Genomic DNA, 21,748 nt, shown 5'->3' on the forward strand with positions numbered 1-21,748 from the left:
GCATCCACGCAGGGGAACTCTTATGTACGACGTCATTGCCTCGCTGGCCAGCGGCCTGCTGGTAGGCGCCATCTACGGCCTCGCCGCCATCGGCCTGACCCTCATCTTCGGCGTCATGAAGGTGATCAACCTAACGCACGGAGCCATGATCGCGCTCGGAATGTTCGCGCTGTACTTCCTGGTTTCCGTGGCCGGCTTCAACCCCTATCTGTCGCTGCTCCCGATCCTGGCCGGCGGCTTCGTGGTCGGAGTCATGGTCTACTGGATCGCGGTCAACCGCGTCATCGGCAGCTCGGACCTGATGAGCCTGCTCGCCACCTTCGCCGTGAACATGATCCTGATCGGCGCCGGCACAGCGCTGTGGACCACCAGTCCGTACAACGTGAACTTCAGCCTCCCCGGGATCAGCTGGCACGGATATACCATCCCCGGCACTCAGATCCTCGCCGCCATACTGGCAATCATCATCGCCGCCGCGCTGTACGGCTTCCTGTACCACACCCGCACCGGCAAGGCCGTGCGCGCTGTGGCCAGCAACCGCCAAGCGGCCGAACTGATGGGCATACCCACCCGCCGCATCCTGGCCATCGCCTTCGGCCTGGGCATCGCGGTGGCGAGTGCCTCCGGTGCGCTGATCGCCACGCTGTTTCCGTTCACCATCCTGTCCGGCGGCAGCTACGAACTGAAGAGCTTCGTGGTGACCGTGCTCGGCGGCCTCGGCAATCCGGCCGGTGCGCTGCTCGGCGGCATCCTGCTCGGCCTCATCGAGGGCGGTGTCGCACCGTTCGTCGACGTCAGCTGGACGCCGGTGATCGAATTCACCTTATTCGTGCTCATCCTGCTGGCTTTCCCCAGCGGGCTGTTCCGTATCGGGAAGGGACGCTGATGTACAAACGACCGTTTTTCTGGATCGTCCTCGCCGTCACCGCGATCTTCGCGCTGGTGCCCGGCATAAGCGGCGACGTCAGCCTGCGCGAGAGCCTGCTGCTCGGTGCGGTCTACATCGTCCTCGCCTCCAACCTCAACCTCATGATCGGCTACACCGGCTACGTCAACTTCGGTAACATCGCCTTCTTCGGCCTGGGCGGCTACCTCGGCATGTACATGGTGACCGTGCTGCACTGGCCGCTGTGGCTGGCCAGCCTCATCGCCGGTGCCTGCGTCAGCCTGCTCGCGCTGCTGCTGGGCCTCGGCATCCTGCGTCTGCGCGGTGCCTACTTCGCGCTGGCCACCATCGGCATCGTTGAAGCGGTCAAGGCGCTGGTGGCCAACCTGCCGGCCTTCGGCGGCGCCAGCGGCATGTACCTGTCGTTCAGCAGCTTCGCACCGCTCGGCGGCCCCCGCCACGCGTTGTGGATCGTCTACTTCGCCATCGTCGCGCTGATGGGCGTGTCACTGCTGCTGAGCCTGGCGATCAAGAACTCCAAGTTCGGCCTGGGCCTGTTCGCCATCCGCGAGGACGAGGATGCCGCCATCGTGCTCGGCGTGCGCGCGCCCTGGTACAAGAGCGCGATCTACGCCATCTCGGCCTTCATTCCGGCCATGGTCGGCACGCTGTACTTCTTCAAGAACGGCGTCATCCTGCCGGATCAGGCCTTCGACCTGACGCTGTCGATCGAGGCCATCGTCATGCTCATGCTCGGCGGCCAGGGCACGGTGTTCGGCGCCGCCTTCGGTGCTTTCGTCTACGAACAGTTCCGCGGTTTCCTGCTGGTCTCGCCGACCTTCTCCCAGTTCCAGCTGGTGGTCGCCGGCGTGCTGCTGCTTGCCATCGTGCTGTTCCTGCCCGGCGGCTTCACCGGCTGGCTGTACCGCAGGCTGCCCAAGCTGAGAAAGGTGCTCGAATGAACGAAATCCTCAAAGTCAGTGGCGTCGGCAAGCGCTTCGGCGGCGTACGCGCGGTACATCAGGTCAGCTTCCACATCGGCGAAGGCGAGATCTACGGCCTGATCGGCCCCAACGGCGCGGGCAAGACCACGCTGTTCAATCTGATCAACGGTGTGATCCGTCCGGACGAGGGACGCGTGGAATTCCGCGGCCAGGACATCACCGGCATGCAGCCCTATCGCGTGGTGCGCCTGGGCCTGTCGCGCACGCACCAGATCGTCAAGCCGCTCAACGACATGACGGTGCTGGAGAACGTCACAGTGGGAGCCTGCTTCGGGGCCTCCAACCTGTCGCTCAAAGCCGCGCATTCGGTAGCGTACGACGTGCTCAAGCTGGTCGATCTGAACGACCGCTCCGAGCACCTGGCCGGAGAACTCAACATCGCCGGCAAGAAACGCCTGGAGATCGCCCGCGCGGTCGCCGCCCAGCCCGGCCTGCTGCTGCTCGACGAGACCCTGGCCGGCCTCAATCCTACCGAGGTCGGGCGCATGATCGAGGTCATTCGTCGTCTGCGCGACGAACGCGGCATCGCCATCCTCATGATCGAGCACCTGATGCAGGCCATCATGGGCCTGTCCGACCGAGTCATGGTACTCAACTTCGGCGAAATGCTCGCCGAAGGCAGCCCCGAGGAAATCGCCAACGACGAGGTCGTCATCGAGGCCTACCTCGGCGATCCCGACCTCACGCACAAGATCCTGGAGATGTCGACGTGAGCGAAGCCATTCTGCAACTGGAAACCGTGGAATCCGGCTACGGCGAAGTCCAGGTCCTGTGGGGCGTCAGCCTCGCCGTACAGCCCAACCACCTCACCACGCTGGTCGGCGCCAACGGCGCCGGCAAGACCACCACCCTGCGCGCCGCCACCGGCAGCATCCGGCCGTGGAAGGGCCGTGTGCTGTTCGAGGGCGAGGACGTCACGCAGCTCACCGCGCACGACAAGGCCCGCCGCGGGCTGGTGCTGGTGCCCGAAGGCCGGCAGCTGTTCTCCGACATGACCGTCGAGGAGAACCTCGAGATGGGCGCCTTCTCGCCACGCGCGCGCGGCGACTACAAGCGCAATCTCGAACGCGTGTTCGGCTTCTTCCCGCGCCTGGCCGAACGCCGCCACCAGAAGGCCGGCACCTTCTCCGGCGGCGAACAGCAGATGCTCGCCGTCGGCCGCGGCCTGATGGCCGACCCCAAGGTGCTGATCATCGACGAACTTTCGCTGGGCCTCTCTCCGCTGCTCACCCAGCAATTGTTCGCCACGCTGCGCGAGCTCAAGGAAGCCGGCCTGACCATCATGCTGGTCGAGCAGAACGTACACCTCGCCCTGGCCTTGTCGGACTATGCTTACGTCCTCGCCGAAGGTAAAGTCGAAATTGAGGGGTCTTCGCACGAGGTGGCGCAGAATCCGGACGTTCGCAAGGCCTACCTGGGAATGTAGCGGCTCGCCTCCTGCGGCGTCCTTTCCGCCTTACCCGTCCGGAGTCCCGCTGCGGGGCTCCGGGCCAGTCTCGGCGACAGGCTGACGTACCGACGAAACAGGACACGCGCATGAGCACCACTGCACACACCGCCCCCATTCGCTGCGGCTGGGCACCCGCCGGCGACCCGCTGTACCTCTCCTATCACGACGAGGAATGGGGCGTACCCTGCCGCGACGACCGGCATCTGTTCGAGATGCTGATCCTCGAAGGTGCGCAAGCCGGGCTGTCCTGGGCCACCATCCTGCACAAGCGCCAAGCCTACCGCCGCGCTTTCGATAATTTCGATCCCGAACTCATCGCCCGCTACGGCGAGGCCGACACCGCCCGCCTGTTGGCCGACCCCGGCATCGTGCGCAACCGCCTCAAAGTCGCCGCCGCCATCGCCAACGCCCGCGCCTATCTCGAACTCGCCGAACAAGGCGGTTCGCTCGCCGACTTCCTGTGGGACTTCGTCGACGGGCAGCCGCGCCAGAACCACTGGCGGCAGCTGTCCGACGTACCCGCCAGCACGCCGGAATCCGAGCGCATGAGCAAGGCGCTCAAGCAGCGCGGCTTCAAGTTCGTCGGCCCCACCATCTGCTACGCCTTCATGCAGGCCACAGGCTTGGTCAACGACCACACCACCGACTGCTTCAGGCACGCCGAGCTGGCCGACTAGCCTGCTTTCGGCAGCCGCGCACGACGGCTTCCTGCCAATCCGCCTACCGTTCAAGCTGCGCGCGCCTGCTGCATTCGCATCGATTGCATACATGGCGCGGCGCGGAAAACAGCCGCCAGAGCACACCGCGATCCCCCACGTTTGACTCCTCGGGCTTGCTGCACTATAAACTGCAGACATCTTCCCGAACAGAGTTCGTATATACGAACGTCAAACAATGATCGTCAAAACTGTCTCTAACGCATTCCGCATCATTGAGGAAATCAGCCGGCGTGGCGAGCTCGGTGTGACCGAAATATGCCAGACGCTCTCCCTGGCCAAGAGCAGCGCGCACGATCTTGCGGAAACGCTGCTGGCAGAGGGCGTGCTGGAAAAAAACGCGGACACCAAACGCTACAGCCTGGGCAGCCGTCTGATCGAACTGGGCAATCGCGCGCAGAACCAGTTCGACATCGTCCGCCTTGCACATCCGTTTCTGCTCGAGCTGAGCGAGAAAACGGAGGAGACGGTCCACCTCACCGTACTGGACAACGACGAAGTGCTGTATCTGGATTGCGTCGAATCGCGCCTGCGGTTTCGCATGACATCGATCATCGGCGCCCGCTGCCCGTTGCACTGCACCGGGGTCGGCAAGGCGATCCTTGCCTATCTGCCGGAAACCGAACAGTCGAGAATCATCAAGGAAAAAGGCCTGCACCAGTACACCAAGAACACCATTCACGAGGAATCGAAAATGCGCGACGAGTTGCGCAAGATCGTGAAGCAGGGCTACGCCATCGACAACATGGAACACGAAGACTTCCTGCGCTGCGTCAGTGCACCCATCTTCAATTTCGAGGGGCGCGTCTTCGCTTCCGTCAGCGTTTCCGGCCTGGCCGAACGCAATACCTTCAAGCGGCTTTCATCCATTTCAAAGCTCGTCACGGAGACGGCCGACAACATCTCCCGCAGACTCGGATACACCGGAAAACCTCAGCCAGGTCATTGACGCGAGTCGCGAACAACCACCTGCCGATTGCAAAGGCAGGGACACAAAAAGCAACAGGAGGCAGTTCATGAAAACGATCAGGAACACACTTTTTCCCGTTTTGGCGGCATGTTGCCTGGCGGTACCGCCGGCCATGGCCGCATCGCCCGTCGTACTGAGCTTCGCCACGGTCGCCTCGCCCTCCCAGCTCCAGGTCAAGGCACTGGAAATCTTCAAGAACCGCGTCGAGAAAAGCTCGCACGATCAGATCAAGGTGCGCATCTACGCCTCCGGCCAGTTGTTCGGCACCAAGAGCGAGCAGGAGCAGGCGGTGGAACTGGGCAACGTCGACATGGCCTTCATCGGCGGCGGCACGACGCAGAAGCAGGTGCCGACGTTCACCATGTTCCAGTCGGCCTATCTGTTCAAGAACTACGCGGTGTTCCGCAAGGTGATGGACAGCAAGAAGGTCACTGCCTTCTACGCCGATGTTGCGCGCAAGATGCATGTGCTGCCGCTCGATGCCTGGTATCTCGGCGCGCGTCAGCTGAACTACCGTGATGTCGGACACCCGATCCGCACGCCTGCCGACCTGAAAGGCGTCAAGCTGCGCATGCCCGACACCCCCGCCTTCCTGGACCTCGCCCGCGCGCTCGGCGCCCAGCCCACGCCGCTGGCCTTCACCCAGGTCTACATTTCTCTGCAGACCGGCGTGATCGATGCACAGGACAACCCGCTGCCGACGGACAAGGCGATGAAGTTCTACGAGGTGGCGAAAAACATCAGCCTGACCCATCACTGCCTCGAGCCGACCTTCCCCGCCATCAACCTCAACAAGTGGAACTCCCTGAGCCCGGCTCAGCAGCAGGACGTCCGTGCCGCCATCAAGGCCGCCGGCGCCTATATGGACTCGCAGACGCGCGAACAGTCCGCGGAACTCGTCAAGTTCTTCTCCGAGCACGGCGTGAAGATCGTGCACCCGGACATTCAGGCCTTCTACGACCACGCCGAAAAGTGGTACGCCGCGCACCCGGCGGTGACCAAGGACTGGAACACCAACGGCCTGTACGACTACATCAAGCAGGCCAACGCCGCAGCCAACTGACCGGCGCATTCAGCCCTTCCACAACCAACATGCAAGGCTTTGGCGCGCGCGGCCCCGCGGCCGCCGCGCCGATGCCTTGCGGACGCTCGACACAGGATGACACGGCAATGAAAAAGGCCTTCCGGCTGCTGCGCGACAGCGTGGAGATCTATCTTCCCGTCCTGTCGTTCGCGGTCATGTTCATGGCGTTCATATTGCAGATCTTCTACCGCTACGTGATGAACGCCCCGTCCACCTGGGCATTCGAAATCACCCGGGTGGCATTCGTGTGGTCGGTGCTGTTCGCCGGCATCTACACCATGCGCCAGCGGGAGCATCTGGCATTCACACTCGTGTACGACCGCTTTCCGAAGCGCCTGCAGCCTTACGTGCGCATCGCCTCCAACGGCATCGTCTGTATCGGATTCTGCATCGCCTTCCTCCCGGCGCTGCGCTACGTCAGCTTCATGGGCATGATGTCCACGACGATCCTGAATATCCCGATGTCGGTCGTCTACGCCCCTTTTCTCGTCTTTCTGATCATGGTCATCGCCTACACCGCGATCGACATCGTGCAGGACGTCAGAATCCTCCTCGGGCATGCACAGGCGGATGAGGAGCACGCGGCATGAGCTGGCACTTCTTCGTTCCGTTCGTCGTATTCGCCCTCATTTTCCTCATTCGGATTCCGGTCGCGCTGGGATTGATGCTGACCGGCATCTTCTATCTCGCCGCCAACGGCCAGGACGTCGGCATCGTCGCCTCCAAGGTGCTGACGACGCTGTATTCGGAATACGTCCTCATCGCCGTGCCGCTGTTCATTTTCACCGCCAACGTGTTGAACCGCGGCGAGATCACTGACATGCTCTTCAATTGGGTGAACTCCTTCCTCGCCCGCTATCGCGGCGGCCTGGCCCACGTCACCATCATCGACTCCATGGTGTACTCCGGCATGACCGGCTCCTCGGTCGCCGAAGCGGCCGGACTCGGCAAGATGGAGATCTCCGCCATGAAGCGCTTCGGCTACGACGGCGGCTTCAGCTGCGCCATCGCGGCCTCCGCCTCCACCATGGGCACCATCATTCCGCCCAGCATCCCGATGATCATCTATGCGCTGTTGTCCGGCGCCTCGGTCGGCGCGCTGTTCATCGGCGGCATCATTCCCGGCGTGCTGTTCGCGATAGCGCTGATGATCTACGTGGTCATCGTCTCGCGGCGGCGCAACTATCCGCGCGGACGGCACTACACGCCGCGCGAATTCGTCGTCTTCACCATCCGCGCATTCCCCGCGCTGCTGACGCCGGTGATCCTGCTCGGCGGCATCTACTCCGGCATCGTCACGCCCACCGGCTCCGGCGCCATCGCCGGGCTGTACGCACTGATCCTGTCGCTGTTCGTCTACCGCGCGATCGGTCTCAAGGCGCTGTGGGAAGTGCTCGTCGACACCGTGCGCATGACCGGCATGCTGACCCTGCTGGTGGCCAGCGCCTTCGTGTTCTCCTACGTGATCGCGGTCGAGCAGATCCCCTCGATGGTCGCGCACCTGCTGTTGACCGTCACCGACAACAAATACCTGCTGCTTCTGCTGATCAACCTCATTTTCCTCGCGCTCGGCATGATTCTGGACACCTCGGTGATCACCGTCGTGTTCATACCCATCGTCGTTCCGCTCATCCAGCAACTGCACATGTCGCTGGTGCACTTCGGCGTCATGATCGTGCTCAACATGATGATCGGCCTTTCGACGCCCCCCTACGGACCGCTGCTGTTCATCACATCGGCGGTCTCCGACACCCCCCTCAGGGACGTGATACGGGAAATCTGGCCCCTGCTCGGCGCCATGATCGTGGTGCTCGCGATCGTGACCTACATCCCGGAAACCGTGACCTGGCTACCCAGCGTCATCGGCCCGACGGCGCATCACTGACAACCTTCATCTGGTAAGGAAACTGGACATACATTCATGAATGACAAGGCAGCACGACTGAAAGGCATCATCCCGGCTCTGGCCGTCAGCCAGACCGACGCAGGCGGCATCGACCACGCACTCGTGGACAGGCAGCTTGCCTATCTCGCAGACGCCGGCATCCACGGCCTGTTCGTCAACGGCACCACCGGCGAAGGCGCGATCCTGACGACGGCGGAAAAACTGGAAATACTCGAACTGGCCAAAAAGGGCACGAACGCGGGCGTGGCCGTCTGCGCGGTATCCATCCAGCCCTCCACGGCTCTGGCGCTCGCCGAACTGCAGCAATTTCAGACCCTTGAACCCGACTTCGTCGCCGTCACCACCCCCTACTACTACGGCGTCTCGCAAGCGGCCATCGTCACCCATTTCGAAACCATCGCCGACGCCAGCCCGGTACCGCTGATTCTCTACAACATCCCCCAGAACACGCACAACGCGATGCAGCTCGACACCATCGCCCGCCTGGCGAAACACCCCAACGTCGTCGGCATCAAGGACAGCTCCGGCGATTTCGAAACCTTCAATCAGGTGGTCTACACCATCGGCGGCGAAGGCTTCGCCTGCATCCAGGGCAACGACATGCTGGCCGCCGCCTCGCTGGCGGCCGGCGCGGCCGGCGTGGTCACGGGCCTTGGCAACGTGCGCGTCGAACCCTACCTGGAGCTGTACCGCGCAGCCTGCGCGGGCGATCGCGCCGGCATGCAAAGCGCGCAGCTCGCGATCTACGAGACAGCCGGGATCATCGCCGCGGCGAACGGCAACATCATTCCCGCCATCAAGGCCGCGATGGAACACCTCGGGCGCGGCAGCCGCGCCGGGCGGCTCGCCGGCATGGACCTGAGCGCCGAGGAATTCGACCGCGTCGGCGCCGTCGTCGGCGGATTCGCCTGAACACCGCCGAAAAACGCTGCCCCCGCATACCACGACAACAGGCCGGCATCGCCGGCCTGAACAACCGACACGACGTCGGGAGGAGAGACCATGAACTCACGGATCGACAGCGCCGTGCTCGTCGCGAGCGGAGACCTGCGCCTTTCGGCCAACCAGATGTGCTGGCCCGTGCAGGAAGAGATGGAACGCAAGCTCACGGCGGCCTTTGCCGCCGAGGGCGTGACGCTGACGCGTGCCCACCCCTACGACCCCGCAGAGAAACACGGTTTCATCAGCAGCCAGCGCATGGGCCTGGACGTGTTCAACGCCATCGATCCCGAAACGCCGGTCGTGGTCGCCGAGGCGGTGTGGCAGTACAGCCACCACGTATTGCCCGGCCTGCTCCATCACCGCGGCCCCGTGCTGACCGTGGCCAACTGGGACGGTACCTGGCCGGGACTCGTCGGCGTGCTGAACCTGAACGGCAGCCTCACCAAGGCTGGGCGCGCCTACAGCTCGCTGTGGAGCGAAGATTTCGGCAGCGATGCAACCTTTCGCGCCAAGCTGCAACAGTGGCTGGCCGAAGGCACGGTCACGCACGACACGAGCCACGTGCGCAACCTGCAGCCGGCCCAGCTCAAGGCAGACGCGCATGCTCTCGGACATGACGTCGCCAGCACCCTGAAACGCGACAAGGCCATTCTCGGCGTCTTCGACGAAGGCTGCATGGGCATGTACAACGCGATCATGGAAGACGCCCTGCTCAACCCCCTGGGCATCTTCAAGGAACGCCTTAGTCAGTCCGCCCTGCTGGCGCAGATGCGTCTGGTCGGGGACGACGAGGCCGCAGCGGTCCGCAACTGGCTGGACGCGCGCGGCATCACCTTCCACACCGGCGCCGACGAAGCCACCGAACTGACCGACGCGCAGATCCATGAGCAGGCGAAGATGTATGTCGCGGCGGTACGCATGGCGCACGCCTTCGGCTGCGACGTGATCGGCATCCAGTATCAGCAGGGACTCAAGGACATGGCGCCCGCCAGCGATCTGGTGGAAGGCATGCTCAACAACGTCGAGCGACCGCCGGTATTCGACGCGCACAGCGGCGCCGAATTGTACGCCGGCCAGCCGCTGCCGCATTTCAACGAAGTCGACGAGGGCGCTGCGCTCGACGCGCTGGTCACCAACCGCGTCTGGCGCACGCTGGATTTCGACCCCGCCACCACGCTGCACGATCTGCGCTGGGGCGAACGCTACCGCGGCCCCGATGCGCAGGGCGATGCCGTCGACGCCTTCGTCTGGACCCTGCAGATCAGCGGCGCCGTGCCGGCAAGCCATATCGACGGCGGCTATGCCGGCGCCCACGGCCATCGCCAGCCGGCCATGTACTTTCCCAAGGGCGGCAGCACGCTTTCCGGCAGCGGCAAGCCGGGCGACGTGGTCTGGAGCCGCGTCTTCATCATGGACGGCAGACTGCACGTCGACCTCGGCCGCGGCACGGTGCTGCGCCTGCCCGAGGCCGAAACCCGGCGCCGCAGTCAAGCCACCACGCCAGAATGGCCCATCGTCCACCTCGTCACCCACGGCGTCGACCGCGACGCCATGATGGCCCGGCTCAAGGCCAACCACGTCCAGATCGCCTATGCTCCGGATTCCGATGCCGCGGATCGTGCACTCGCATGCAAGGCCGCCGCCTTCGACGCCATGGGCGTCGAAGTGCATCTCTGCGGCGACGTCCAACTCGGATAGACGGAGAGTCATCCCATGAGCGAACTGCTTCTCGGCATCGACGTCGGCACCTACAGCAGCAAGGGGGTGCTGGTCAGGCCCGACGGCACGATCGTCAAATCTGCCACGGTCCCGCACACCATGGACATCCCCTACCCCGGCTGGGCCGAGCAGGACGCCGACGGGGTGTGGTGGAACGACGTTCTCGAGCTGTGCCGAGAGCTGATCGACGGCGATTCGGTCCGCGGCAGCGATATTGCCGCAGTGGCGGTCAGCGCCATCGGCCCCTGCCTGCTGCCGCTGGACTCCGCCGGTCGCCCGCTGCGCAAGGGCATTCTCTACGGCGTCGACACCCGCGCCGTGAGCGAGATTGCCGAACTCACGGAGCGCCTTGGCGAGGACGCCGTGATACGTCACAGCGGCATGGCCTTCACAAGCCAGGCGATCGGCCCCAAAATTCGCTGGCTGCAGCGTCACGAACCCGAGGTGTGGGCAGCCACGCACAAGCTGCACACCGCCAGCTCCTACCTCGTCTATCGGCTAACCGGCGAGCACGTGATGGACAGGCATACCGCCAGCCATTACATGCCTCTGATCGACATCCACTCGCTCGAATGGAACGATGCACTGGGCTCCGGTCTGGCGGAGCGGGATCTGCTGCCGCGGCTGGGCTGGAGCGACGAACAGGCCGGCGTGATCTCGGCGGCGGCGGCCGAGGCGACCGGACTGGCCGCCGGCACCCCGGTCGCGGTCGGCGCGGTGGACGCCCTGTCCGAGGCCATCAGCGCAGGCGTGACCCGGCCCGGCGACCTGATGATCATGTACGGTAGCACTACCTTCTTCATCCTGATCGAGGACGAACCGCACCCCGACCCTCGTGTATGGACCACGGCCGGGGCCTTCGAGGGCCAATACGCGCTGGCCGCCGGCATGAGCACCACCGGCAGCCTGACCCGCTGGTTCCGAGACCACTTCGCCCGCGACCTGCCCGAGGACAGCGCCTACCAGGAACTGTTCGACGGCGCGCAGCGCGTACCGCCCGGCGCCGAAGGCCTGCTGCTGCTGCCCTACTTCAGCGGCGAGCGCACGCCCATCAACGACCCGCTGGCCAAGGGTGTGCTGGCAGGGCTGACGCTCGCACACGGCCGCGACCACCTTTACCGCAGCGTACTCGAAGGCGTCGCGCTCGGCATCCGCCACAACCTGGACACCTTCCAGGCCATCGGTGCGCCGATCGACCGCATCATGGCCGTCGGCGGCGGTGCACAAAGCGAGACCTGGCCGCAAATCGTCAGCGACGCAAGCCACGCGCGCCAGCACATTCCGGGCATCACCCTGGGCGCCAGCTACGGCGATGCCTATCTCGCAGGCCTATGCGCCGGACTCGTCGAGCCCGGCAGCATTCACGCCTGGAATCCGCCGCAGACTTCCCTGCAGCCGAATGAGGAGTACTACTCACTGTACGACCAGCGCTATCGGCAGTATCAGGCGCTGTACCGGGCAACGCGCGACATCGTGCACGGCCTCGGCGCCAACTGACGCGGCGGCGCGGTCAGGCTTCGTCCAGCAGAAGTACGTGCAGGCTGCGCGGACCGTGCGCGCCGAGTTGAATGGTCTGCTCGACGTCGGCGGTGCGCGAGGGCCCGGTAATGAGGTTCAGCGCCCGCGGCATGGCGCGCCCTTCGGCCCGCAGCCGCCCCCACAGGTCGTCGATCCGGGGCACGATGTCGACGGTGCGTAGCAGGCACAGATAGTGATCCGGCAGGAAATTGAGCCCGGTCGGCGTCACCGGTCCGGACAACAGCACCAGCGAACCCGTCTCGGCAATACCCGCGTAGGCCGCGCTCAGGCATACGAGACTGTCGGGCGCCGCGGCGCCGACGTCGATCTGCAGCGCCTGGGGCCAGGCCACGCCCTGCAGCCACGGATCATCGGCCAGCAACAAACGGGGCGGCAGCTCGCGCTGTTCCAGATAGGCGCTCGCCTCGGCCACGACGGCATCGCCGTCATGCACGCGCACGACCGTCGCAGCGGCCGCTTCCAGGCGGGCGATGAAATCCGCCGCCGCATCCGCATCCACCGCCGGGGCCGGACCGCGCGCATGCGCATCCAGGCGCTGCTCGACGGCGCCGCGGCGTGTTTCAGGGTCGCTCAAATTCGCGCGCAGCCGTGCCAGAATCGCTTGCTTCGCCTCACTCATCGGCGCCGTCCCTTATGCCAGGCGTCTATAAAGGTGCCTCCCTGCGGGGCCGGCAGATCGCGGGCCTGAGTCCAGGCGCCCGCCAGCGGCACGCTGCGCAGCCGACCGCGTCGCCCGGCCAACAGGCGCAGCAGGCCGACGCCGACGCGCACGGCCGGGCGATACAGGCCGGGACGGCTCGCCAGCCAGGCCCAGGCCTGCAGCGCCAGACGCTGGCGCGGCGGCACGATGCGCTCGGCGAACTGGCGCTCGCGGTGCTTGCGCAGCATCTTAGGCAGCGGGATCGACATGGGACACACCGCCTCGCAGCGCCCGCACAGCGTGGAGGCGTTGGGCAGATCGGCGGCTTTCTCCTCCCCGATCAGCAGCGGCGTGAGCACCGAGCCGACCGGCCCTGGATAGACCCAGCCGTAGGCGTGTCCGCCGACGGCGTTGTAGATCGGGCAATGGTTGAGGCAGGCACCGCAACGGATGCAACGCAACACCTCGCGAAAATCGGCGTCGCCGGCGATGGCGCTGCGGCCATTGTCGACCAGCACGACGTGGAAGTGTTCCGGGCCGTCCGGATCTTCGGCGCGGCGCGGACCGGTGAAGAAGCTGGTGTAGGCGGTGAAGGGCTGGCCGGTAGCGCTGCGCACGAGCAGGCGCAGCAGTACGGCCACGTCCTCGCGCGTGGGCACGATCTTCTCCAGGCTGGCCAACACGATGTGGGTCTTGGGCAGCGTGGCGGTCAGATCGCCGTTGCCCTCGTTGGTCACGACCACCGCGCTGCCGGTCTCGGCGATCAGGAAGTTGGCGCCGGTGATGCCCACATCGGCGGCGAAGTACTTGTCGCGCAGCACCTTGCGCGCCTCGTCGACGATCTCGGGCACTGTCTCGAGCGCCTGTGTGAGACCGTACTTGACATGATGTTCGCGGAACAGCTCGATGATCTGCTCGCGGGTCTTGTGCAGGGCCGGGGCAATGATGTGGCTGGGGGGCTCGCCAGCGAGCTGGATGATGTACTCGCCGAGGTCGGTCTCCACCGGGGTGATGCCGGCCGCCTCGAGCGCCTCGTTGATGGCGATCTCCTCGCCCACCATCGACTTGCCCTTGGTCACGGTGCCGGCGCCGGCCTCCCGGCATAGGCGCAGCACGATCTCGCGCGCCTCGGCCGCATCGCGCGCCCAGTGCACCTGCCCCCCGGCCTGCTCGACCTCGTGCTCAAAGCGCTCCAGATAGAGATCGAGGTTATCCAGCGCGTGTTCCTTGATCGCCTTTCCGGCGCGGCGCAGCGCCTCGAACTCGGGCAGAATCTCGAGCGCCGCACGCCGTTTGGCAACGAAGCCGCTGCGGATATTGGTCAACGCGCGCTGCAGCTGGGCATCGTGCAAGGCCTCGCGGGCGTTGGCCTTGAACTGCGTGCTCGCCGGATTCATGTGTCCTCTCCGTCGCCGATACCGGGCAGGTCGGTTCGGTCGGCCAGGACTTCGGCGACGTGATACACGCGCACCGCGCTGCCTTCGCGCTTGAGCCGGCCGGCGATGTTGAGCAGGCAACCCAGATCGCCGGCGAGCAGCGTATCCGCGCCGCTGGCCTTCACAGCTGCCGCCTTGTCGGAAACCATGCGCTGGGAAATGTCCGGATACTTGACGCAGAAAGTGCCGCCGAAGCCGCAGCAGACCTCGGTGTCCTCCATTTCGCGCAGTTCCAGTCCCTGCACCGAGGCGAGCAGTTTGCGCGGCTGCTCGCGTACGCCGAGTTCGCGCTGCGCCGAACAGGAATCGTGGTAGGTGTAGCTGCCGTCGAGACGAGCCTCGACGCCGCCCATGCCCACGACATCGACCAGGAAGGCGGTCAGTTCATACACCCTTCCGGCAAAGGCCTCGGCACGCGCCTGCCACTGCGGATCGCTTTCGAACAGGCGCGGGTAATGCAGCTTGAGCATGCCGGCGCAGGAACCCGACGGAGCCACCACGTAGGGAAACGCCTCGAACTGCTCGATCACCTGGCGCGCGATCCGCCGCGCGTCGTCACGGTCGCCGCTGTTGTAGGCCGGCTGCCCGCAACAAGTCTGCCCCGCAGGCACCTGGACTTCGAAGCCAGCGCGTTCCAGCAGCTCAACGGCGGAAAAACCGACATTTGGCCGATACAGATCCACGAGGCAGGTCGCGAACAATCCCACTCGCATCGTACAACTCCGCAATCCTTGCATGTATCCGGCGATATTGCCCTATTTGCCCCACACAGTCACGACGCCCGGCCGCCACGCCGTTGTGCATGCAAGGTGTACGTTCGGCGTTGAACTATTTCAGCGACACGCACTCTCAAGAACGACAATCGTTCTCATTCTCGCGGAGTCCACGATGGACGCAACGATCCAGCCCGCATCTCGCCCCATTTCCTCATGGAAGATTTTTCTCACCGTGCTCGGCCCCGGGCTGGTCGTCATGCTTGCCGACACCGACGTCGGCAGCGTCATCACCGCAGCGCAAAGCGGCGCGCAATGGGGCTACAAGCTGTTGCTGCTGCAACTCGTGCTGGTGCCGATCCTGTATATCGTGCAGGAGCTGACCGTGCGTCTGGGCATCTTCACCGGCAAGGGCCACGGCGAACTGATCCGCGAAACCTTCGGCCCGGCCTGGGCCTGGGTCTCGGTCAGCGGTCTGGGAATCGCCACCGTAGGCGCGTTGTTGACAGAATTCTCCGGCGTTGCCGGCGTCAGCGAGCTTTTCGGCCTGCCGCGCGCCGTCGGCGTACTGATTGCGGCGGTATTCCTGCTGGCGGTCGTCTGGACCGGTTCCTACCGTCGCGTCGAACGCATCGCCATCCTGCTGGGCCTGTTCGAGCTGGTGTTCTTCGCCGTCGCACTGGCCGCCCGCCCCGATCCGCACGCCATCCTGGCCGGACTGGCCCATGTCCCTCTAGGCAATTCCGAGTACATGTACCTGGTCGCGGCCAATATCGGTGCGGTCATCATGCCTTGGATGATCTTCTACCAGCAGTCAGCGGTCGCCGATAAAGGCCTGCGTCCCGAACACTATCGGCACGCACGCCTGGACACCGCCATCGGCGCGGTGCTCACGCAGGCGGTGATGGCGGCGGTGCTCGTCGCCACCGCCGCCACGCTCGGGCGCTCCAACCCCAACGCCCAGTTGGACACCGTGGGGCAGATCGCCCACGCCCTCACACCGTTTCTCGGTACGGACTGGGGCAGCGTGGTATTCAGCCTCGGCATACTCGGCGCCGGCATGGTGGCAGCGATCGTCGTCTCTCTGGCCGCGGCCTGGGGCTTCGGCGAAGTCAGCGGCTATCGCCACTCGCTGGAAAATCATCCGCAGGAGGCGCCTTGGTTCTATGCCATCTACACCCTCGCCGTCATAGTCGGTGCGCTGGCGGTAATCTTCATTCCAAACCTGGTCACCCTCAGCCTCGGCGTGGAAGTGATGAACGCACTGCTGCTGCCGCTGGTACTGGGCTTTCTGATCGCGTTGGCGATCAAGGCGCTGCCCCCCAGGCACCGCCTGCGCGGCCCTTATCTGTGGCTCGTGCTCGGCGTGAGCGCGGTCACCGCGGGACTCGGCGTATACGGTGGATTGAGCAGCATCCCCGGCTTGTAGCGCGCCGTGCAATCGGTATGAATAGGACTCTGCCGTCAATCCGCCCTGATCAGTTCACATGGATCGATCTGACGTAAAATCTTCAACAAGCCGACCGATGCACACTGCCCCACTGCCGGGCTTTCCCGGCAATAGCACTCCCGACAAGGTCCTGAGCGCCCACTCTCCCTCGGGGCATAGCGACGACTATGCCCCTCGGTCCAAGCGAGCATTCAGAACCATCTTTGGCGCGCTCATCCGGGAAATCGGTGACACAGGCGGGCTAGACTCATTGGTCCGGCAAAAACCGCATCTCCTGGAAGCCTCTCTCATGAACCGATTACACCTCTACGACTTCGAACTCTCCGGTAACTGCCACAAGGTCCGTCTGCTGCTGTCCCTGCTCGGCCTGGAGTACGAACGCATCACCGTCGACCTGAACGGCGGCGACACCCGGCAGCCGGAGTTCCTCGCCTTGAATCCGCGCGGGCAGTTGCCGGTGCTGGTCGACGGCGACACCGTGATCTGGGACTCGATGGCCATCCTGGTCTACCTGGCGCGCCGCCACGACACGCGCTGGCTGCCCGAGGAGCCGCTCGCTCTGAGCCGCACCATGCAGTGGCTGGCCGTCTCCGAAAACGAAATTCTCTACGGACTGGCGCGAGCACGAGCCGTTTTTCTGTTCCAGCGGCCGTTCGACCTGGAAGCCTGCCAGGCAATGGGGCGCAGCGCGCTGGAACTGCTCGAGAAGCAGCTGGCCACTCAGCACTGGCTGGCCGGCGGCGGTGCGCCGAGCATCGCCGACATCGCATGCTATCCCTACGTCGCCCTGGCGCCCGAGGGCGACCTCCCCCTCACACCCTACCCGTCGGTACGCAACTGGCTGGGCCGCATCCAGGCGCTGCCGGGCTATGTGAACATGCCCGGCATCGAACCGGTCGGCTAACGCCTCCGGCCGGAGACTTCGGCCGCCGGCGACTCCGCGAACATGACCTGCAGCAGGTTCGCCGGCGTAGGAGCGATTCCGGCACCGCGTATGGCGCGCCCGAGCTGCGTGAACATCACCCCCCAGAACACGCCGTCGGTAAGGCCGGACAGCGCGCCGTAAAGCCCGCAGTACCCCACCGTCACAGCCAACTCCGGCCGATAGGCCAGATATACCGAAAGCGTGTACTTAGAGACGAAAGCGACGACGATCAGCACCAGGGTAACGACCGAACCGGGCCTGCGAATCACTCCATGCCCCGGATCGTATTCCGGCGCGGCCTGACGGTAGCCCAGATAACGGCCGAACAGCACTCCGACCACCAGCGCGACCCCAAATCCGGTCAAGGCGTAGCCGAGCGCCCCCAACTCGCCGAGCATCCCGTGCACGGCCCAGACGAAGAAAACCACCGGCAGGATCAGCATGCGCCTCGGCGCCATCGTCCTCGGCACCATGGCCTTAAGGCCCCGGTAAAGCAAAAACGCCAGCAGCAACCACACCCACGTGGGCGTGTGGCGCAGAATTTCACTTATCGACATGCGAAGCACTCCTTGGTCCGTACGGTCGGCGACAGGGCGCACACTCGTGTGCACCCACTACCCGAGCTTACACTGTAAACAATGTATTCCGTGTGTACAATGTAAACAAACTTAGCGAACGGACTGCCTCATGGCTACGAAACACTCCCCCCTCCCCATCGCACAAGGGACGGACCTGCGCAACAGGCTGATCGGCGAAGCCATCGCCATCCTGGAGCATGAAGGACTGGAAGCGCTGACCCTGCGCGGGGTCGCCCGTGCCGCCGGCGTTTCGCATATGGCGCCCTACCGGCATTTCACCGACAAGGAGGCCTTGCTCGCCGCAGTGGCCGAGACCGGTTTTCGCGAACTGTCGGCCGACATGGGAGGCGCGGCCTCCAAAACAGCGACGGCAAAAGAGCGCATGCGCGCCATCGGCATGGCATACCTGCGGTTCGCACGCCGCCGGCCGGGACTCTATCGCCTCATGTTCGGCCCGGTGCAGCCGGACGAAACCCGTTTCCCGAAACTGGCGGAGGCCAGCCGTGCCACGTTCGCACACTGCGCGGAGGCCGTCGCCGAACGCACCGCGTCAACTGAACAGGCAAATGCCGGCGCCCAGGAAGCCTTGCCTCTGGCCGCCTGGGCATTGGTACACGGGCTTTCCAGCCTGCTGATCGACGGACATTTCGGTACGCAGCGGAGCCCAGAAGACGAAGACCGCCGCATCGGCGAAGTAATGGCACTGTTCGGCCGCATCTTTCAGCCGCACAGCGCGTCCTGACAGCCGCCCCGCTGCGCGCTTCAGACGCCGCGGAATTGCCCCACCAACTGCTGCAGACCGGCAGCGAGCCGTGCAAGTTCGTTCGCCGCTATCGTCGACTGTCCCAGCGACGACACGGTTTCCTCGGTCGCCGAACTGATGTTGGTGACGTTGCGGTTGATCTCCTCGGAAACGGCCGACTGTTCCTCGGCGGCGGTCGCCACCTGGGTGGCGCGGTCCGAGATATCGCGCACCATGCCGGCGATCTCGGCCAATGCCTCGGCGACAAGGTCCACCTCGTCGCTGGCAGCTTTCGAGCTGGCCTGAGTCGAATCCATGGCCTCGACCACGCTGTCCGCCGAGCGGCTGACCCGTTCGATCATGCCGCGGATGCGTCCGGTCGCGTCCTGGGTCTTGGACGCCAGCGCCCGCACCTCTTCCGCCACCACCGCGAAGCCGCGCCCCTGCTCGCCGGCGCGTGCCGCCTCGATGGCCGCATTGAGCGCGAGCAGGTTGGTCTGCTCGGCGATCTGGTTGATCAGATCGACGATGGAGCCGATCTCGGCGACGCCCTCGCTGAGTTCGCCCACGGACTCGCCCGAACGCGTGAGTTCCGCCTGCAGATTGTTCATGACCGCCACGGCCGAAGTCGCCTTCTCCGCCCCGGAGCGGGTGCTTTCCGCCGTCTTTCCGGTCAGCAGACTGGTCTGCTCCATGTTGCGCGCCACTTCCTGGGCGGTGGCGCTCATTTCGTTGACCGCGGCAGCCGCCTGTTCGGTGTCCTCGCGCTGGCGCGTGGCGCGCGACTTCATCTCTTCCGAGGTAGTCGACAGTTCCTCCGAGGAAGAGGACACCTGCATCGCAGACTGCGCGACCTCCGCAATCATGCTGCGAATCCGCTCGATGAAACGATTGAAGGCTGCGGCGACACGGTCCATTTCGTCGTGTCCCTTGACCTCCAGACGGCGCGACAGGTCGGCGTCGCCCCCGGACACGCTTTCCATCATTCTCATCGTAGCGCCGATGCGCAGGACCGTGGCGATGATCGTCCACAGCAGGAACCCGCCCCCGACGAACATCGCGCAGAGCAGCAGAGCCGTACTCCATACCTCGCCATTCCACAGATCGGCACGGATCTGATCACGCCCGAGTGCGCGCTGCTTGGTGAGGCGAGTATCCAGCGAGCGCAAGTTGCCATACAGCTTCGACCAAGCCTCATCCTCTTTGGAAAGCAGGCCCAACGCATCCGTGCCCTGGCCGCTCTGCAAATCCTGCAGCATCTGCTCCCGCACCGCCCTGACCTGCTGCCAGCCATGTGCGATCACCTTGAGGCGCTCTTGCGTGCCCGGCACACCGCCGGCCAGCTTCTGCGCCGTCGCCAGCGCCTGCCCAGCCTTTAACGGATCCGCCTTGAGCGCGGCACGCTGATCCTTGTTCAAATCGTTGGTCAACAACTGTTCGCGCAGCAGCGCTCCTTCCTCCAGCCCCGCGCGAGTCAGCGTGTCGAGCGCCTTGACCAGTGGCATGAGATACGTCGCCTGCTGGTCGAACTGGACTCTGACCCGATCGTTGTGAAAGAACGTGGTGCCAATGGCGGCGCAGGTCAGCACCGTGGTCACGACGACGGCCAGCGTCAAGCGGCCCTTGATGGTGGAAAACAAGCCGGACATGCGATTATCCCTGTTGAAACGCCTTATATGTGCAGCCAGCGTGTGCCCGATCCATGCGCACGACACTCGCCGCGATCTTTTTAGTACGGATAGCCAAACTCCCTGTTTGGGCTATCGGCCGTCAACGCCCTGACTTTAATCGCTCTGCAGCCGCTCGGGCGGCGGCTCGCCAAAAAGCTATTGATCGTATTTGGGCGTCGAGCTGATCTTGTGGATGCTCAGATCGGCGCCCATGTATTCCTGCTCCTCATCCAGCCGGATGCCCACGACGGCCTTGAGCACGCCGTACACGATCAAACCGCCGACGAAGGCGATGAGCACCCCGGCGCCGGTACCGATCAGCTGCGACCAGAAACTCACGCCTCCCGTCCCCCCCAGAGCCTTGAGCCCGAAGATACCCGCCGCAATGCCGCCCCATACGCCGCACACGCCGTGCAGCGGCCACACGCCGAGCACGTCGTCGATGCGCCAGCGATTCTGCGTCAGCGTGAACAGCCACACGAACAGGCCGCCCGCTACGGCACCGGTGATCAGCGCCCCTAGCGGATGCATCAGGTTGGAGCCAGCGCAGACCGCCACCAGACCGGCCAGCGGGCCGTTGTGCACGAAGCCCGGGTCATTGCGTCCGGCGACCAGCGCGGCCAGGGTGCCGCCGACCATGGCCATCAGCGAGTTGACCGCGACCAGACCGCTGATGTCACCGATTTTCTGCGCGGACATCACGTTGAAGCCGAACCAGCCGACGGTCAGGATCCAGGCACCCAGTGCGAGGAAGGGAATATTCGAAGGAGGATGCGCGTACATCTCGCCATTCTTGCCATAGCGGCCATGGCGCGGCCCCAGCATCAGCACCGCCGCCAGCGCGATCCAGCCACCCACCGCATGCACGACCACCGAACCGGCGAAATCGTGGAACGGTGCACCGAAAGTCCGCGTCAGCCAGGCCTGGAAACCGAGATTTCCGCCCCAGGCCAGTCCCTCGAAGAACGGGTACACGAAGGCCACCAGCAGAAACGTCGCCGCCAGCTGCGGATAGAAACGCGAGCGCTCGGCAATGCCGCCGGAAACGATCGCCGGGATCGCTGCGGCAAAAGTCAGCAGGAAGAAGAACCTCACCAGTTCGTAGCCGTTGTTCGCGGAGAGCGTGGAGGCGGACTGGAAGAAACCGACGTGATAGGCGACGAAGAAGCCGATGAAGAAATACGCGATGGTGGAGATGGCAAAGTCGCTGAGGATCTTGACCAGGGCGTTGACCTGATTCTTGCGCCGCACCGTACCCAGCTCCAGAAAGGCAAAACCGGCATGCATGGCCAACACCATGACCGCCCCCATCAAGACGAACAGGGTATCCATTGCCGAGGTCGAATCGTGCATGCGTCAGCTCCTCTAAAGCCTCCAG

General features: G+C 64.7%; 21 protein-coding genes. 15 read left to right on the forward strand and 6 right to left on the reverse strand.

Annotation, left to right across the window (positions count from 1 at the left end; all coding sequences use genetic code 11):
- Positions 1–22: 22 nt before the first annotated feature.
- The 12 genes from P8014_RS09945 to P8014_RS10000 all read left to right on the forward strand — a co-directional run bounded on the left by P8014_RS09945 (position 23) and on the right by P8014_RS10000 (position 12,174).
- On the forward strand, positions 23–886 hold the full coding sequence (locus P8014_RS09945; protein WP_337817165.1) for a branched-chain amino acid ABC transporter permease: 864 nt from the start codon (positions 23–25) through the stop codon (positions 884–886).
- Positions 886–1,848: a branched-chain amino acid ABC transporter permease gene (locus tag P8014_RS09950; protein ID WP_337817166.1), complete on the forward strand. Its 963-nt coding sequence runs from the start codon at positions 886–888 to the stop codon at positions 1,846–1,848. The genes P8014_RS09945 and P8014_RS09950 overlap by 1 nt, the downstream gene beginning before the upstream one ends.
- Positions 1,845–2,603, forward strand: a complete 759-nt coding sequence (locus P8014_RS09955) for an ABC transporter ATP-binding protein (protein ID WP_337817167.1) — start codon at positions 1,845–1,847, stop codon at positions 2,601–2,603. The genes P8014_RS09950 and P8014_RS09955 overlap by 4 nt, the downstream gene beginning before the upstream one ends.
- The gene (locus tag P8014_RS09960; RefSeq protein WP_337817168.1) at positions 2,600–3,316 is read left to right on the forward strand and encodes an ABC transporter ATP-binding protein; all 717 of its coding nucleotides are present in this window, start codon (positions 2,600–2,602) and stop codon (positions 3,314–3,316) included. The genes P8014_RS09955 and P8014_RS09960 overlap by 4 nt, the downstream gene beginning before the upstream one ends.
- 110 nt (positions 3,317–3,426) lie before the next feature.
- Positions 3,427–4,017: a DNA-3-methyladenine glycosylase I gene (locus P8014_RS09965; protein WP_337817169.1), complete on the forward strand. Its 591-nt coding sequence runs from the start codon at positions 3,427–3,429 to the stop codon at positions 4,015–4,017.
- A 217-nt stretch (positions 4,018–4,234) separates the two neighbouring features.
- Positions 4,235–5,005 carry an IclR family transcriptional regulator gene (locus P8014_RS09970; protein WP_337817170.1) on the forward strand — a complete coding sequence of 257 codons (771 nt, stop codon included), beginning with the start codon at positions 4,235–4,237 and terminating at the stop codon, positions 5,003–5,005.
- A gap of 133 nt (positions 5,006–5,138) precedes the next feature.
- Positions 5,139–6,089, forward strand: a complete 951-nt coding sequence (locus P8014_RS09975) for a DctP family TRAP transporter solute-binding subunit (RefSeq protein WP_337817171.1) — start codon at positions 5,139–5,141, stop codon at positions 6,087–6,089.
- A 107-nt stretch (positions 6,090–6,196) separates the two neighbouring features.
- Positions 6,197–6,700, forward strand: coding sequence for a TRAP transporter small permease (locus tag P8014_RS09980; RefSeq protein WP_337817172.1), 504 nt, complete (start codon positions 6,197–6,199; stop codon positions 6,698–6,700).
- Complete coding sequence (locus P8014_RS09985) at positions 6,697–7,995, forward strand: TRAP transporter large permease (protein WP_337817173.1); 1,299 nt, start codon at positions 6,697–6,699, stop codon at positions 7,993–7,995. Before P8014_RS09980 ends, P8014_RS09985 begins: the two co-directional genes overlap by 4 nt.
- Before the next feature lie 36 nt (positions 7,996–8,031).
- Positions 8,032–8,928, forward strand: coding sequence for a dihydrodipicolinate synthase family protein (locus P8014_RS09990; RefSeq protein ID WP_337817174.1), 897 nt, complete (start codon positions 8,032–8,034; stop codon positions 8,926–8,928).
- A 90-nt stretch (positions 8,929–9,018) separates the two neighbouring features.
- Positions 9,019–10,656, forward strand: coding sequence for a hypothetical protein (locus tag P8014_RS09995; RefSeq protein ID WP_337817175.1), 1,638 nt, complete (start codon positions 9,019–9,021; stop codon positions 10,654–10,656).
- Positions 10,657–10,671: 15 nt separating this feature from the next.
- Positions 10,672–12,174 carry an FGGY-family carbohydrate kinase gene (locus tag P8014_RS10000; RefSeq protein WP_337817176.1) on the forward strand — a complete coding sequence of 501 codons (1,503 nt, stop codon included), beginning with the start codon at positions 10,672–10,674 and terminating at the stop codon, positions 12,172–12,174.
- A gap of 13 nt (positions 12,175–12,187) precedes the next feature.
- Here the strand turns inward: P8014_RS10000 and P8014_RS10005 are convergent, their stop codons facing one another.
- The 3 genes from P8014_RS10005 to P8014_RS10015 are packed head-to-tail and all read right to left on the reverse strand — an operon-like array spanning position 12,188 to position 15,005.
- Entirely contained in the window at positions 12,188–12,835 is a 648-nt protein-coding gene (locus P8014_RS10005; RefSeq protein ID WP_337817177.1) for a lactate utilization protein, read from the reverse strand.
- Entirely contained in the window at positions 12,832–14,253 is a 1,422-nt protein-coding gene (locus P8014_RS10010; protein WP_337817178.1) for a LutB/LldF family L-lactate oxidation iron-sulfur protein, read from the reverse strand. The genes P8014_RS10005 and P8014_RS10010 overlap by 4 nt, the downstream gene beginning before the upstream one ends.
- A complete protein-coding gene (locus P8014_RS10015) occupies positions 14,250–15,005 on the reverse strand; it encodes a (Fe-S)-binding protein (protein ID WP_337817179.1) in 756 nt (251 codons plus the stop codon). Before P8014_RS10015 ends, P8014_RS10010 begins: the two co-directional genes overlap by 4 nt.
- Positions 15,006–15,180: 175 nt before the next feature.
- Between P8014_RS10015 and P8014_RS10020 the strand changes: the two genes are divergently transcribed.
- Positions 15,181–16,434, forward strand: a complete 1,254-nt coding sequence (locus P8014_RS10020; protein WP_337817180.1) for a divalent metal cation transporter — start codon at positions 15,181–15,183, stop codon at positions 16,432–16,434.
- 310 nt (positions 16,435–16,744) lie between these two features.
- Positions 16,745–17,359, forward strand: a complete 615-nt coding sequence (locus tag P8014_RS10025; RefSeq protein WP_337817181.1) for a glutathione S-transferase — start codon at positions 16,745–16,747, stop codon at positions 17,357–17,359.
- On the opposite strand, the gene P8014_RS10030 is transcribed toward P8014_RS10025, so the two are convergent.
- Positions 17,356–17,937: a DUF6622 family protein gene (locus P8014_RS10030; RefSeq protein ID WP_337817182.1), complete on the reverse strand. Its 582-nt coding sequence runs from the start codon at positions 17,935–17,937 to the stop codon at positions 17,356–17,358. The genes P8014_RS10025 and P8014_RS10030 overlap by 4 nt on opposite strands.
- A 130-nt stretch (positions 17,938–18,067) precedes the next feature.
- Between P8014_RS10030 and P8014_RS10035 the strand changes: the two genes are divergently transcribed.
- On the forward strand, positions 18,068–18,700 hold the full coding sequence (locus P8014_RS10035) for a TetR/AcrR family transcriptional regulator (protein ID WP_337817183.1): 633 nt from the start codon (positions 18,068–18,070) through the stop codon (positions 18,698–18,700).
- 20 nt (positions 18,701–18,720) lie between these two features.
- On the opposite strand, the gene P8014_RS10040 is transcribed toward P8014_RS10035, so the two are convergent.
- The gene (locus P8014_RS10040) at positions 18,721–20,349 is read right to left on the reverse strand and encodes a methyl-accepting chemotaxis protein (protein ID WP_337817184.1); all 1,629 of its coding nucleotides are present in this window, start codon (positions 20,347–20,349) and stop codon (positions 18,721–18,723) included.
- A 177-nt stretch (positions 20,350–20,526) separates the two neighbouring features.
- Positions 20,527–21,723 carry an ammonium transporter gene (locus P8014_RS10045; RefSeq protein ID WP_337817185.1) on the reverse strand — a complete coding sequence of 399 codons (1,197 nt, stop codon included), beginning with the start codon at positions 21,721–21,723 and terminating at the stop codon, positions 20,527–20,529.
- Positions 21,724–21,748: the final 25 nt, after the last annotated feature.

It is taken from the genome of Acidihalobacter sp. (assembly GCF_037381185.1).
Taxonomy (GTDB): domain Bacteria; phylum Pseudomonadota; class Gammaproteobacteria; order DSM-5130; family Acidihalobacteraceae; genus Acidihalobacter_A.

Bases quoted from the DNA above. Each gene is read 5' to 3' on its own strand.
- P8014_RS09945 (WP_337817165.1), top strand. From the start codon at position 23: ATGTACGACGTCATTGCCTCGCTGGCCAGCGGCCTGCTGGTAGGCGCC.
- P8014_RS09950 (WP_337817166.1), top strand. From the start codon at position 886: ATGTACAAACGACCGTTTTTCTGGATCGTCCTCGCCGTCACCGCGATC.
- P8014_RS09955 (WP_337817167.1), top strand. From the start codon at position 1,845: ATGAACGAAATCCTCAAAGTCAGTGGCGTCGGCAAGCGCTTCGGCGGC.
- P8014_RS09965 (WP_337817169.1), top strand. From the start codon at position 3,427: ATGAGCACCACTGCACACACCGCCCCCATTCGCTGCGGCTGGGCACCC.
- P8014_RS09970 (WP_337817170.1), top strand. From the start codon at position 4,235: ATGATCGTCAAAACTGTCTCTAACGCATTCCGCATCATTGAGGAAATC.
- P8014_RS09975 (WP_337817171.1), top strand. From the start codon at position 5,139: ATGGCCGCATCGCCCGTCGTACTGAGCTTCGCCACGGTCGCCTCGCCC.
- P8014_RS09980 (WP_337817172.1), top strand. From the start codon at position 6,197: ATGAAAAAGGCCTTCCGGCTGCTGCGCGACAGCGTGGAGATCTATCTT.
- P8014_RS09985 (WP_337817173.1), top strand. From the start codon at position 6,697: ATGAGCTGGCACTTCTTCGTTCCGTTCGTCGTATTCGCCCTCATTTTC.
- P8014_RS09990 (WP_337817174.1), top strand. From the start codon at position 8,032: ATGAATGACAAGGCAGCACGACTGAAAGGCATCATCCCGGCTCTGGCC.
- P8014_RS09995 (WP_337817175.1), top strand. From the start codon at position 9,019: ATGAACTCACGGATCGACAGCGCCGTGCTCGTCGCGAGCGGAGACCTG.
- P8014_RS10000 (WP_337817176.1), top strand. From the start codon at position 10,672: ATGAGCGAACTGCTTCTCGGCATCGACGTCGGCACCTACAGCAGCAAG.
- P8014_RS10005 (WP_337817177.1), bottom strand. From the start codon at position 12,835: ATGAGTGAGGCGAAGCAAGCGATTCTGGCACGGCTGCGCGCGAATTTG.
- P8014_RS10010 (WP_337817178.1), bottom strand. From the start codon at position 14,253: ATGAATCCGGCGAGCACGCAGTTCAAGGCCAACGCCCGCGAGGCCTTG.
- P8014_RS10015 (WP_337817179.1), bottom strand. From the start codon at position 15,005: ATGCGAGTGGGATTGTTCGCGACCTGCCTCGTGGATCTGTATCGGCCA.
- P8014_RS10020 (WP_337817180.1), top strand. From the start codon at position 15,181: ATGGACGCAACGATCCAGCCCGCATCTCGCCCCATTTCCTCATGGAAG.
- P8014_RS10025 (WP_337817181.1), top strand. From the start codon at position 16,745: ATGAACCGATTACACCTCTACGACTTCGAACTCTCCGGTAACTGCCAC.
- P8014_RS10030 (WP_337817182.1), bottom strand. From the start codon at position 17,937: ATGTCGATAAGTGAAATTCTGCGCCACACGCCCACGTGGGTGTGGTTG.
- P8014_RS10035 (WP_337817183.1), top strand. From the start codon at position 18,068: ATGGCTACGAAACACTCCCCCCTCCCCATCGCACAAGGGACGGACCTG.
- P8014_RS10040 (WP_337817184.1), bottom strand. From the start codon at position 20,349: ATGTCCGGCTTGTTTTCCACCATCAAGGGCCGCTTGACGCTGGCCGTC.
- P8014_RS10045 (WP_337817185.1), bottom strand. From the start codon at position 21,723: ATGCACGATTCGACCTCGGCAATGGATACCCTGTTCGTCTTGATGGGG.